14 protein-coding genes are annotated in these 12,728 nt (G+C 52.3%); 7 read left to right on the forward strand and 7 right to left on the reverse strand.

Going from position 1 to position 12,728, the window contains the following annotated elements; genetic code table 11:
• Window positions 1-2 precede the first annotated feature (2 nt).
• From pcaF to M2371_RS06460, 3 genes are read right to left on the reverse strand one after another with little or no spacing between them, the layout of a single operon-like run.
• The gene (gene pcaF / locus M2371_RS06450; protein ID WP_259267236.1) at window positions 3-1,205 is read right to left on the reverse strand and encodes a 3-oxoadipyl-CoA thiolase; all 1,203 of its coding nucleotides are present in this window, start codon (window positions 1,203-1,205) and stop codon (window positions 3-5) included.
• 9 nt (window positions 1,206-1,214) lie between these two features.
• Window positions 1,215-1,871, reverse strand: a complete 657-nt coding sequence (locus M2371_RS06455) for a 3-oxoacid CoA-transferase subunit B (RefSeq protein WP_259267237.1) — start codon at window positions 1,869-1,871, stop codon at window positions 1,215-1,217.
• Window positions 1,872-1,881: 10 nt separating this feature from the next.
• Window positions 1,882-2,565, reverse strand: a complete 684-nt coding sequence (locus tag M2371_RS06460) for a 3-oxoacid CoA-transferase subunit A (RefSeq protein ID WP_259267238.1) — start codon at window positions 2,563-2,565, stop codon at window positions 1,882-1,884.
• 172 nt (window positions 2,566-2,737) lie between these two features.
• Here M2371_RS06460 and M2371_RS06465 point away from each other — a divergent pair, with 172 nt between their 5' ends.
• A complete protein-coding gene (locus tag M2371_RS06465) occupies window positions 2,738-3,544 on the forward strand; it encodes an IclR family transcriptional regulator C-terminal domain-containing protein (RefSeq protein WP_172894420.1) in 807 nt (268 codons plus the stop codon).
• Between the two features lie 94 nt (window positions 3,545-3,638).
• On the opposite strand, the gene smrA is transcribed toward M2371_RS06465, so the two are convergent.
• Both smrA and M2371_RS06475 read right to left on the reverse strand, forming a co-directional pair.
• Entirely contained in the window at window positions 3,639-4,202 is a 564-nt protein-coding gene (gene smrA / locus M2371_RS06470) for a DNA endonuclease SmrA (RefSeq protein ID WP_034495069.1), read from the reverse strand.
• 67 nt (window positions 4,203-4,269) lie between these two features.
• A complete protein-coding gene (locus M2371_RS06475) occupies window positions 4,270-5,166 on the reverse strand; it encodes a LysR family transcriptional regulator (protein ID WP_259267239.1) in 897 nt (298 codons plus the stop codon).
• A 175-nt stretch (window positions 5,167-5,341) separates the two neighbouring features.
• Here M2371_RS06475 and M2371_RS06480 point away from each other — a divergent pair, with 175 nt between their 5' ends.
• The 6 genes from M2371_RS06480 (at window position 5,342) to uspE (ending at window position 12,230) form a co-directional block, all read left to right on the forward strand.
• The gene (locus M2371_RS06480) at window positions 5,342-6,652 is read left to right on the forward strand and encodes a M20 family metallo-hydrolase (RefSeq protein WP_259267240.1); all 1,311 of its coding nucleotides are present in this window, start codon (window positions 5,342-5,344) and stop codon (window positions 6,650-6,652) included.
• Window positions 6,652-8,097, forward strand: a complete 1,446-nt coding sequence (locus tag M2371_RS06485; RefSeq protein ID WP_259267241.1) for a M20 family metallopeptidase — start codon at window positions 6,652-6,654, stop codon at window positions 8,095-8,097. Before M2371_RS06480 ends, M2371_RS06485 begins: the two co-directional genes overlap by 1 nt.
• A gap of 41 nt (window positions 8,098-8,138) precedes the next feature.
• Window positions 8,139-9,662, forward strand: a complete 1,524-nt coding sequence (gene abgT / locus M2371_RS06490) for a p-aminobenzoyl-glutamate transporter (protein ID WP_259267242.1) — start codon at window positions 8,139-8,141, stop codon at window positions 9,660-9,662.
• Window positions 9,663-9,678: 16 nt separating this feature from the next.
• Window positions 9,679-10,194, forward strand: a complete 516-nt coding sequence (gene ogt, locus M2371_RS06495) for a methylated-DNA--[protein]-cysteine S-methyltransferase (protein WP_259267243.1) — start codon at window positions 9,679-9,681, stop codon at window positions 10,192-10,194.
• A gap of 196 nt (window positions 10,195-10,390) precedes the next feature.
• Window positions 10,391-11,143 carry a fumarate/nitrate reduction transcriptional regulator Fnr gene (fnr, locus tag M2371_RS06500; RefSeq protein ID WP_034495059.1) on the forward strand — a complete coding sequence of 251 codons (753 nt, stop codon included), beginning with the start codon at window positions 10,391-10,393 and terminating at the stop codon, window positions 11,141-11,143.
• 136 nt (window positions 11,144-11,279) lie between these two features.
• Window positions 11,280-12,230, forward strand: coding sequence for a universal stress protein UspE (gene uspE, locus M2371_RS06505; RefSeq protein ID WP_115628918.1), 951 nt, complete (start codon window positions 11,280-11,282; stop codon window positions 12,228-12,230).
• Between the two features lie 136 nt (window positions 12,231-12,366).
• On the opposite strand, the gene M2371_RS06510 is transcribed toward uspE, so the two are convergent.
• Both M2371_RS06510 and M2371_RS06515 read right to left on the reverse strand, forming a co-directional pair.
• Window positions 12,367-12,516 carry a Hok/Gef family protein gene (locus M2371_RS06510; protein ID WP_072011160.1) on the reverse strand — a complete coding sequence of 50 codons (150 nt, stop codon included), beginning with the start codon at window positions 12,514-12,516 and terminating at the stop codon, window positions 12,367-12,369.
• 99 nt (window positions 12,517-12,615) lie between these two features.
• Window positions 12,616-12,728 (reverse strand): IS3 family transposase (locus M2371_RS06515; protein WP_259267284.1); only part of this gene is annotated, 113 nt, incomplete at its 5' end.

Here is a 12,728-nt window from a genome sequence, read left to right on the forward strand (position 1 = left end):
CCTTAAACGCGTTCAATAATCAGTGCAATCCCCTGACCGACACCAATACACATAGTACATAGCGCGTAACGCCCGCCGCTGCGCTTGAGCTGATACGCGGCGGTCATCGCCAGACGCCCACCGGATGCGCCAAGCGGATGGCCCAACGCAATCGCGCCGCCGTTCGGATTCACATGTTCAGCGTCATCCGGCAGGCCTAGATCGCGCATCACAGCCAGTGCCTGTGCGGCAAAGGCTTCATTTAATTCAATCACATCCATCTGCGCTAGCGTTAAGCCCGTTTGCGCCAACACTTTACGCACTGCGGGAGCCGGGCCAAAACCCATAATCCGGGGCGCAACCCCTGCCGTCGCCACGCCGACGACACGCGCCAGCGGCTGCAATCCATGAGTATTTAGCGCTTGTTCACTGGCTAACAACAAAGCACATGCGCCATCGTTGACACCGGATGCATTTCCGGCGGTGACCGTGCCATCTGCCCGCACCACGCCTTTGAGTTTTGCCAGCGCTTCAATAGAGGTGGAGCGCGGATGTTCATCGCGGTTAAACAGCAGCGCTTCGCCTTTGCGCTGGGCGATGGAGACCGGAATCAGTTCGTCGTCGAACATCCCCGTTTCCTGAGCGCGAGCGGTGCGAAGCTGGCTGCGTAGGGCAAATGCGTCCTGACCGGCCCGGTTGATGTTGAAATCCGTCGCCACGTTTTCAGCCGTTTCTGGCATCGCATCCACACCGTATTGCGCTTTCATCAGCGGATTAATAAACCGCCAGCCGATGGTGGTGTCTTCCATTTTCATGCTGCGGCTAAACGCGCTTTCGGCTTTGCCCATCACAAAGGGCGCACGCGACATGCTTTCCACCCCGCCCGCAATCATCAAATGCGTTTCACCGCTTTTAATCGCCCGCGCCGCCACACCCAACGCATCCAGGCTTGAGCCGCATAACCGGTTGATGGTGCTGCCCGGCACGGTTTCGGGTAATCCTGCCAGTAACAGCGCCATGCGGGCGACGTTGCGGTTATCTTCCCCGGCCTGGTTAGCACAGCCGTAAATCACATCGTCAATCGCTGACCAATCCAGGTTGGGATGGCGCTCGAGTAACGCTTTTAACGGCAACGAGGCTAAATCATCGCTGCGAACGCTGGAGAGTGTGCCACCAAAACGACCAAACGGAGTTCGCACTCCATCACAGATAAATGCTTGATTCATCATAGTTCCTTACGCGCTTTCTGCCAGTTGTTCGAAGCCAAGTGTGACCGGGGTAATACGTTGTAATTCTTCAAAAGAGAGGCCATTGAAGATCTCGCGCACCACCGGGCCTTTTGCAGTGATATCAATCACCGCGAGGTCGGTATAAATACGGCTGACGCAGCCGATTCCGGTGAGTGGATAAGTGCAGGTTTCCACCAGCTTGGACTCACCGTCGCGAGTTAAATGATCCATCATCACAAACACCTGGCGTGCGCCAATCGCAAGATCCATCGCCCCGCCGACAGCGGGAATGGCATCCGGTGCACCGGTGCTCCAGTTTGCCAGGTCGCCCTGGGCTGAGACCTGATATGCGCCAAGAACACAGATATCGAGATGGCCGCCGCGCATCATGGCAAACGAGTCGCCGTGGTGGAAATAGCAGCCACCGGTCAGCAACGTGACGAACTCTTTCCCGGCGTTGATAAGCTCAGGATCTTCTTCGCCTTCCGCGGGTTTTGGCCCCATGCCTAGCAAACCGTTTTCACTGTGCAGAAAGATTTCTTTATCGGCTGGAAGGTAGTTGGCAATGCGTGTTGGTAATCCGATACCGAGGTTAACGTAAGCGCCTTCAGGGATATCGCGAGCCACACGCTGCGCCATTTCATCGCGGGTTAGTTTTTTCACATCAAGCTCCTTATGCGCTTTGTGCCAGGGCACTTTCGACCGCCACCAGGCGCTTGACGAAAATCCCAGGGGTGACGATATTTTCCGGGTCCAGAGCGCCTAACTGAACAATTCGGCTCACCTCCGCGATAGTTTCGGTGGCGGCTGTCGCCATGATTGGCCCGAAGTTACGCGCCGCTTTGCGATAGACCAGATTTCCCCAACGGTCGCCTTCATACGCTTTGATCAAGGCAAAATCTGCTTTCAGCGGGTATTCGAGTACGTACTGACGCCCGTCAATTTCACGAGTTTCTTTGCCTTGCGCGAGCGGCGTTCCAAAACCCGTTGGCGTAAATACCGCACCTAATCCGGAACCCGCAGCCTGAATACGAGCGGCCAGGTTGCCTTGCGGTACCAGTTCCAGCTCGACTTTTCCGCGACGATATAGCTCGTCAAAAATCTGTGAATCTACCTGGCGAGGGAATGAACAAATCATTTTGCGCACCCGCCCGGCTTTCAGGAGTGCAGCCAGCCCCACTTCGCCGTTCCCCGCGTTGTTATTAATAATCGTCAGGTCAGTTGCGCCTTGAGCAATGAGCGCATCAATAAGATGGGTGGGCTGCCCGGCTGTGCCAAAACCACCAATCATGATGGTGGCACCGTCGAAAATTCCGGCGACTGCCTCTTCAAGCGTCGCCACACTTTTGTTGATCATCACGGTTCTCCCTGAGGGTGCGTTATTCGCACAAGATTGCGTTTCTTGAACAAAATGTGACCCGCTTAACGAAGCTGGTCAAGGGCGATAATCGAAATATGGTGCGATTATCGAACATCATGTATCTTTGTTTTCAGACTGTGATCAACGGCGAGAATTTGAGGAGAACGAGATGGAAATTCAACGTGATGAGCTAACGGCGGAAGTCGATCCGTTTAAGGGCGACCCCAATTTTATGGCGTCACTGGCGCGTGGGCTTGAGGTTATCCAGGCGTTTACCCCGCAGCGCAGGCAGCTCTCTATTTCACAAATCAGCCAGAAAACGGGGATCCCCCGGGCCGCAGTGCGTCGCTGTTTGTATACCCTGAGCAAGCTCGGTTTTGTCTACGCGGATGATGGCAAAAACTACCAGCTTCGCCCGCGAATTTTGTCCCTCGGTCATGCTTATCTGGCTTCTACTCCCCTGGCAAAATCGACGCAGCCGGTGCTCAAGCATTTGAGTGAAATGCTCAACGAATCCTGCTCGATTGCCACACTTGATGGTGACGATATTCTGTATATCGCCCGCGCCTCCAGCTCGCGCATTATGACGATTGATTTGGATATCGGCAGCCGATTGCCCGCCTGGTCAACGTCAATGGGGCGCGTGTTGCTGAGTTATTTGCCGGAAGAACAGCTGAATGATTTCCTGGCTCGCATAACGATGATTCGCTACACGCCGCAGACGGTGGATTCGGTGAGCAAATTGCGTGAGGAGCTAAAGCGCGTGCGCCAGCAAGGCTACGCGCTCAATGACCAGGAACTGGAGATGGGATTACGTTCTATCGCCGTACCGCTGGTTAATCCGGAAGGCCAGGTGGTTGCCGCGTTAAACGTCGGTGTGCATGCAGGCCAGGTTTCCGCGCAGGAGTTGCGCAGCCGCGTATTGCCGAAATTGCAGGAAGCGGCGCAAGAGTTGTCGTTGTTGTTGAAGTCGTGATGTTGGGGGCAGTGTCGGATGACACTTCGCTTATCTGACCTGGGCGCGGGTTTTTGTAGGGCGGATAAGCGTTAGCGTCCTCCGCCAAAAATACTTAGCGGCTGCGTTTGGCGTGGCGCTCCCAGTTTTCGACTTTGGCCTGGTCGGATTTTTTAAGCGCCACATAGCATGCCCCGCTGCCGCCATGGTGCGGCATCGCGCTGCAAAACGCCTGAACTTCGTCAAACTCCGCCAGCCAACGCGCAACGTAACTGCGCACAATATTGGCGTGGGACTTATCTTCACGGCCTTTGCCATGAACGATCAGCAAATTACGCAGGCCGTCTTTTTTAGCTTCCTGAATATAGGCAAAAAGTAACTGACGGCACTGTTCAACCGGCTGGCGAATCAGGTTTAAACTCGCTTCCTGTTTGTATTTACCCAGTCGAAGTTTATCCAGCACGCCGTTTTGCAGCCCTTCTCGCTTGAATTCAAGCAAGGTGTTGAGCGGAATAATTTCCAGAAAACCGGTGGTCAGGAAGTTATCCAACTGAAGGGTGTCGGGTTTTTGCACCACCTTCTCTTTGACCGGTTTCAACCACTGGCTGCTGTTGCAATCTTTCAGCGGTTTCACGTCTTCCATCGCATCGAGAAACAGCGATTTTTCGTCAAGGTTCATGTGCAAATCCTCCAGGCTCGATTCCGAAGTCACTATAGCTGCCGATGTGCCGTGGCTCAATGCCGGATTAACGGCACTCGCGACGAAATTGATTGATAAGCGCCGTGGTTAACGGTGCCTGAGCCACATCACGCCGCTGAATCAAATAGTAGGTAGCTTGCGGCAACGTTTCAGTAATATTTATCTGTTTTAAGCTGTGCGCGAGCAACGGGTCGCGGCCTAATTCGGCGGGCAGGATACTGAGGAAATCACTTTGCGCGATAAGGCTAATGCAGGCAGAAAACGTTTCACAGAAGACGCTGATATTGGGAATTTCTGAGCGCTTTTGAAACACTTCTTCCAGTTGTTTGTAATAGCTGCCGCGTGGCGTGGGCAGCGTCCAGTCATAGTGCAGCAGTTCTTTTAACGATGTCGCGCCAATCGCTGGATGCCCTTCGCGAGCAAATACCGCAAAAGGTTTTTCGAACAGCCGTTCAAAGGTAAATTCCTGGTCATACGGGCCTTGATAATAGGTGTTGATGGTGAAATCCAGCTCGCCCTGGCGCAGCGAGTTGATCATCGACACCAGTTGCCCTTCCATAATTCGTACTTTTACTTTCGGGTGTTTTTGATGAAACGCGGTGATAACCGGCGGCATCAGTGTGCGGGAAACACTCGCTCCCAGACCGATATTGATTTGCCCTGCCAGTTGCCCCTGACGCTGCAAAATATCTTCCTGCGCGGCGCGTAACTCTTCGAGAATTAATTGAGCATGCTGGTAGAAACTTTCCCCGCATTCGGTCAACGCCACGCCCTGGCTGCGCCGGATAAACAAACGTGCCGATAACCCTTCTTCTAATTCTTTTATCGCTTTTGTGAGCGCGGGTTGAGAGAGATTTAACGCCCGACTGGCTCCGCGAATGCTGCCATTTTGCGTCACAGCCACAAACGCTCGAATCTGGTGGAGCTTAACCTGGAAGGTCACATTCCCTCCTGATAACCAATAGCTATCAGACGAAAGATTTTAGCATCTACTGTAATTGAAACTCTTGTGCCAGGGTAATCCCATGACGGCGAAAACTACCAAATTTCGCTGAGCGATAAGTAAAAACTATCACAGCGTGAAGTTGATCACAGTAGATGCTTATACGGGATGTTTTATGACGCAAATTGAACTGGCTGTACATGAACTGGCACCGCGCATGCAGCACTGGCGGCGCGATTTTCACCATTTCGCCGAGTCCGGCTGGCTGGAATTTCGCACAGCCACCCTCGTTGCCGAAACACTGCATCAATTAGGTTATCAGCTGGCGTTAGGCCGGGATGTGGTGGATGGCGTAGCGCGCATGGGGCTACCATCGCCAGACGTGCTGGCTCGCGAGGAACAACGTGCGCTGGAACAAGGCGCATTGCCGCAATGGCTGACGCATTTTTCCGGCGGATTTACCGGGATTGTCGCCACGCTGGAAACAGGTCGCCCAGGCCCAACTTTCGCGTTTCGCGTGGACATGGACGCGCTGGATTTAGGTGAGATGTTGCAACCGGCACATCGCCCGTTTGCCGAAGGTTTTGCCTCGTGTAACGAAGGGATGATGCATGCCTGCGGCCACGACGGGCACACCGCCATTGGCCTCGGCCTTGCCAGCGTTTTGCAACAGTTTGCAGACCAGCTCAACGGCACAATCAAACTCATTTTCCAGCCCGCCGAAGAAGGGACTCGTGGCGCTCGCGCCATGGTTGCGGCGGGTGCACTCGATAACATCGATTACTTTACGGCGATTCATATTGGCACTGGCGTGCCTTCCGGCACCGTGGTGTGCGGCAGCGATAACTTTATGGCGACCACTAAGTTTGATGTGCAATTCACTGGCGTCGCCGCCCACGCGGGCGGTAAGCCAGAGGAAGGCCGTAACGCCCTGCTCGCCGCCGCCCAAACCGCGCTGGCATTGCACAGTATTGCTCCGCACAGCGCAGGCGCATCACGCGTCAATGTGGGCGTATTGCAGGCAGGCAGCGGACGCAATGTGGTTCCGGCATCGGCTTTGTTGAAAGTTGAAACCCGCGGCGAAACCAATGTGATCAACGACTATGTGTTTGACCGGGCGCAGGAAATTATTCGCGGCACGGCGACGATGTATGGCATTGAAGCACAAGTGAAGCTGATGGGTGCGGCAACCAGCAGCGTGCCATCGCCAGAATGGGTGGCGTTTATCCATCAACAGGCGCTTGAAGTCCACGGCGTAACGGAAGTGGTCGATACCGTGAAAGGGGCTGCCGGTTCTGAAGATGCGACGTTGATGATGGCTCGCGTGCAGGAACAAGGCGGTAAAGCGTCTTATATGGTATTCGGCACCGAATTGAGCGCCAGCCATCATAACGAGAAGTTTGATTTTGATGAAAAGGTGATGGAAGTTGCCGTCAGCACTATGGCGCGCCTCGTTCTTAATTTCCCCTGGCAGCGAGGTGTGTAATGCGTTCAATTTATCAGTTTGTTGATGACGCTATTGAAGCAAAGCGTGGCGAGTTTACCGCTATTGCCGATGATATCTGGGATCATCCAGAAACCCGTTTTGAAGAGCACTGGTCTGCGGAACGTCTGGCTTGCGCCCTGGAGGCAGAAGGTTTTAGCGTCGAACGCAATGCAGGAAATATCGAAACCGCGTTTGTGGCGAGTTTCGGCTCGGGCAAGCCCATTATCGCATTGCTCGGCGAATACGATGCACTGGCGGGATTAAGCCAGTGTTCTGGCGAAGCGTCACCCGAGCCGCTGGTTGAAGATGCTAACGGCCACGGCTGCGGCCACAACTTGCTGGGTACAGCGGCCTTTGCCGGCGCGGTAGCGGTGAAAAACTGGCTTGAACAATATGGCTCTGGCGGCACCGTGCGTTTCTACGGCTGCCCAGGCGAAGAAGGCGGTTCCGGCAAAACGTTTATGGTGCGCGAAGGGTTGTTTGACGATGTTGACGCTGCCGTCACCTGGCACCCGGAAGCGTACGCTGGAATGTTTAGCACCAGTTCACTGGCCAATATTCAGGTGGCTTATCGCTTCCACGGAATTGCGGCGCATGCCGCAAATTCGCCACACCTTGGCCGCAGCGCGTTAGATGCCGTCACGCTGATGACCACCGGCAGCAACTTCCTCAACGAGCACATCATTGAAAAAGCCCGCGTGCATTACGCCATCACTAATACCGGCGGGATTTCGCCAAATGTAGTGCAGGCGCAAGCCGAGGTGCTGTATTTGATTCGCGCCCCGGAAATGGCACAGGCACAGCATATTTTCGAGCGCATCAATAAAATTGCCGAAGGTGCAGCGCTGATGACGGAAACCACGGTGAATGTGCGTTTTGATAAAGCCTGTTCGAATTACCTGCCAAACCGCCAGCTTGAAAGCGTGATGTATGAGGCATTACAAGCGCTTGGTGTGCCGCAATGGAGTGAAGAAGAGCTCGCATTTGCTAGAAAAATACGCGCCACGCTGACTGAAAACGACCTGCAAAATAGCTTAAATAATATTGCTAATACCTCCAATGAAGAGGGAAAAGCCTTTGCGCGTCGCCATCGTGAAACGTTGCTGATTAACGAAATTGCGCCATACGCCCCAAATGACAAAATCCTGCCAGGTTCAACGGATGTGGGTGATGTGAGCTGGAAAGTGCCGGTCGCACAATGTTTTAGCCCGTGCTTTACCGTGGGCACCCCGCTGCACACCTGGCAATTGGTGAGCCAGGGGCGCACCTCAATCGCGCATAAAGGAATGTTGCACGCAGGCAAAGTCATGGCTGCGACCGCGCTGCAATTATTTATCAGTCCACAGACGCTGGAAGCTTGCCAAAGTGAGTTGCACGCACAACTCGCCGAACGCCCGTACCAGTGCCCAATCCCAGCAGGCGTGACGCCGTCACCTTTAAAATAATCTAATAAAAACACAACTTCATAACTGATCGAGGCCCGCCCATGAGTCTTTCATCCTTACCGACCCCTTCCGGCTCTGGCAAGCTGTACGGACTGGTAGAAAAAATTGGCAACAAAGTGCCCCATCCTTTTTTGCTGTTCGTGTATTTGATTGTTGTTTTGTCCGTGAGCACCGCCGTGCTTTCTGCATTTAACGTCAGCGTTAGTAACCCTGCGGACGGCAGTCTGGTGCAGGTCAAAAACCTGCTGAGCGCCGAAGGGGTGCACTGGTTTTTGCCTAACGTGATTAAAAACTTCAGTGGATTCGCGCCATTAGGGGCCATTCTGGCGCTGGTTTTAGGTGCAGGTCTGGCCGAACGCGTTGGGTTGTTACCGAGTTTGATGGTGAAGATGGCCTCGCATGTGAGCGCGCGTTATGCCAGCTATATGGTGCTGTTTATCGCTTTCTTTAGCCATATTTCGTCTGACGCAGCGTTGGTTATCATGCCGCCGATGGGCGCGTTGATTTTCCTCGCCGTGGGTCGCCATCCGGTAGCCGGTTTGCTGGCAGCGATTGCAGGTGTCGGCTGTGGTTTTACGGCGAATTTACTGATTGTGACGACCGATGTACTGCTTTCGGGGATCAGTACCGAAGCGGCACACACCATCGACCCGCTGATGCACGTTAGCGTGATTGATAACTGGTACTTTATGGCGACGTCTGTGATTGTGCTGTCGATTGTTGGCGGGCTGATTACCGATAAAATCGTCGAGCCGCGTCTGGGTACCTGGCAAGGCGAAAACAAGGAAAAGCTGCAACAGCTTGATGATGTTCAGCGCTTTGGTTTGCGTGTTACCGGCATTGTGTCGCTGCTGTTTATTGCGGTTATCGCTTTGCTGCTGGTGCCAGAAAACGGCTTACTGCGTGACCCGGTAAAAGGCACGATTATTCCGTCGCCATTTATTAGCGGAATTGTACCGCTGATTATTCTGTTCTTCTTCGTCATCTCCCTGGCCTATGGCATCGCCACGAAGAAAATACGCAAGCAGGCCGATTTGCCGCAACTGATGATTGAACCGATGAAGGAAATGGCCGGTTTTATCGTGATGGTGTTCCCGTTGGCGCAATTTGTGGCGATGTTCAACTGGAGCAATATGGGCAAGTTTATGGCCGTCGGACTTACCGACGTGCTGGAAGGATCCGGGCTGAACGGTATCCCCGCGTTCCTGGGCCTGGCATTGCTTTCGTCATTCCTCTGTATGTTTATTGCCAGCGGCTCGGCCATCTGGTCGATTCTGGCACCGATTTTTGTGCCGATGTTTATGCTGCTGGGTTTCCACCCGGCTTTCGCGCAAATTCTGTTCCGTGTGGCAGATTCTTCCGTGATCCCCCTGGCACCGGTGTCACCGTTTATTCCATTATTCTTAGGCTTCCTGCAACGCTATAAACCTGACGCTAAATTAGGGACCTATTACTCCTTAGTATTACCTTACCCCCTCATCTTTTTGGGTGTCTGGTTGCTGCTACTGGTGGCGTGGTATCTTGTTGGCTTGCCTATAGGGCCGGGAGTTTACCCGCATCTCTAATTAACCGGAGCGAAGAATGCTGACACTGCTGGAAGACAAGATCGTTACCCCATTAGGGCCGTTATGGATAATTTGCGATGAGCAGTACCATTTGCGCGCGGTGGAATGGGAAGAACATAGCGACAGAATGGTGCAGTTGTTGGGTCTTCATTACGGTGCTGGCGGCTATCAGCGCGTGGCTTGCGCCAATCCGGACGGGTTAAGTGGCAAGCTTCGCGATTATTTTGACGGTGATCTGGCCGTGATTGAAACGCTCCCTACCGCCACGGCGGGAACCCCCTTCCAGCGTGAAGTGTGGCAAACCTTGCGCACGATTCCCTGCGGGCAGGTGATGCATTACGGGCAATTAGCGGACCAACTTGGCAGACCGGGTGCAGCACGTGCAGTCGGTGCCGCGAATGGTTCAAATCCGGTGAGCGTGGTGGTTCCATGCCACCGCGTGATTGGGCGCAACGGCACGATGACAGGCTATGCAGGTGGCGTGGGACGTAAAGAATGGTTATTGCGTCACGAAGGATATTTGCTGCTGTAGTTTCTTTATTGCAGAATTTTATTCTTAATTCTTCGTGGAATAATACGCATTAATATACAGTTCCAGTAATTTCAATAGGATAGCTCTATAACCCTGGCGTTATTGTTTGTTAAATTCTGAATGGGCATTCATCATACTTACGTGCTCAAGAAAAAGATGTTAAAATTGACCAATATCAATAACGCCGAGCATATCTATGATCCCTGAAAAGCGAATTATTCGACGCATTCAGTCTGGCGGTTGTGCTATCCATTGCCAGGATTGCAGCATCAGCCAGTTATGCATCCCCTTCACGCTTAACGAGCATGAGCTTGATCAGCTTGATAATATTATTGAGCGTAAAAAGCCTATTCAGAAGGGACAGACCCTGTTTAAAGCAGGTGATGAGCTGAAGTCGCTGTACGCTATTCGTTCAGGGACCATTAAAAGCTATACCATTACCGAGCAAGGTGATGAGCAAATTACCGGTTTCCATTTAGCGGGTGATTTGGTGGGCTTTGATGCCATCGGTACCGGGATGCACCCAAGTTTCGCGCAAGCGCTCGAAACGTCTATGGTCTGCGAAATCCCATTCGAAACGCTTGATGATTTGTCCGGTAAAATGCCCAACCTGCGCCAGCAGATGATGCGTTTGATGAGCGGTGAAATTAAGGGCGATCAGGATATGATTCTGCTGCTTTCCAAAAAGAATGCAGAAGAGCGCCTGGCCGCATTTATCTATAATCTTTCACGTCGCTTTGCCCAGCGCGGTTTCTCGCCTCGCGAGTTCCGTCTGACCATGACGCGTGGCGATATCGGTAACTATCTGGGTCTGACTGTTGAGACCATCAGCCGTCTGCTCGGTCGTTTCCAAAAAAGCGGCATGTTAGCCGTGAAAGGCAAGTACATCACTATCGAGAATATTGACATTCTTTCTCAACTCGCGGGTCAATCGCGTAACGTTGCCTGATTTCTCTTTACCTGTGCCGGATCACTAAATTTTGGTCGTTTATTGATCCGGCAATGGCTTATCAACTGTTTCAATCATCACATATAGGTTAATCTTACTAAACAGACTGTGGTTAAGCAGTTGTAAGGAGACCTGTATGGCAAAGTATCAAAACATGCTAGTCGCGATAGATCCTAATCAGGACGATCAACCCGCCCTGCGGCGTGCTGTTTATTTGCATCAACGGATTGGTGGCAGGATCAAAGCTTTTCTGCCCATCTATGATTTTTCCTACGAAATGACCACCCTTCTGTCGCCAGATGAACGCACCGCTATGCGCAAAGGTGTGATTAGCCAACGTGCGGCCTGGATTAAAGAACAAGCCCAGTATTACATCGACTCGGGCGTACCGATTGAAATTAAAGTGGTTTGGCATAACCGTCCGTTCGAGGCGATTATTCAGGAAGTGATCGGCAGCGATCACGACTTAGTGCTCAAAATGACGCACCAACACGACAAACTTGAAGCGGTTATTTTCACTCCAACCGACTGGCATCTGCTGCGTAAATGCCCATGCCCAGTGTGGATGGTTAATGAAAAACCGTGGCCTGAAGGCGGTCGAGCCATTGTTGCCGTTAACCTGGCAAGTGAAGAGCAGTACCACAACGCTCTGAATGAAAAGCTGGTTAAAGAGACTATTCGCCTGGCCGACGATGTTAATCACACAGAAGTTCACCTGGTTGGTGCCTACCCGGTAACGCCGATTAATATCGCCATCGAACTTCCTGATTTTGACCCAAGCGTTTATAACGATGCGATTCGCGGCCAGCACCTGGTTGCGATGAAAGCGTTACGTCAAAAATTTGGTATCGATGAAAAAATGACTCACGTTGAAAAAGGATTACCTGAAGAGGTTATTCCCGATCTCGCCGAGCATTTGCAGGCCGGTATTGTGGTACTTGGTACGGTGGGCCGTACTGGCCTGTCCGCCGCGTTCCTCGGTAACACTGCCGAACAAGTTATCGACCATCTGCGCTGCGATTTGTTGGTCATCAAGCCTGATGAATATCAAACACCAGTAGAACTGGATGACGACGAAGACGATTGATTTGTCGTCCATGTAGTAAAGAAAAGCCCGTTCAAATTAATGAACGGGCTTTTTGTTTGGTGGAGTGCTGAACCTTATGCCAGATTTCCATGAGTGGCGGGAAAAACTCCCGCCACTTTCCTCTGAAATTTTGTGCTTACGGCCTGATGCAGGCTAATGATGCCGCCACTTCCATGCCTCCTTTTCGATAGTGGAATTCACACAGTGAATCCCTCAACAGAAAAATAATCATGAGAATTGTCAAACAGATAACTATTACGCTGAACAACCTGTTCTTTGACGACATCTTCGCCTCCTGCGTTGCAAACACAAAATGAAGAGGCTACTATCATGTGGTCGAGCATGAGAGGGCCTCGGGTTGTACTGACCCCATTTAGTTGGACAGTTAAACACAAGGCTCATAGGTCTGAGTTCGATATTCAATTGGACTCAGACCTTTTAATTTCAGGCTAATTCTTCTGCTGTTGTAGTATTCAATATATTCGGTCACAGCATCTT

The organism is Buttiauxella sp. BIGb0471 (genome assembly GCF_024807715.1).
In the GTDB taxonomy this organism is placed as follows: Bacteria; Pseudomonadota; Gammaproteobacteria; order Enterobacterales; family Enterobacteriaceae; genus Buttiauxella; species Buttiauxella agrestis.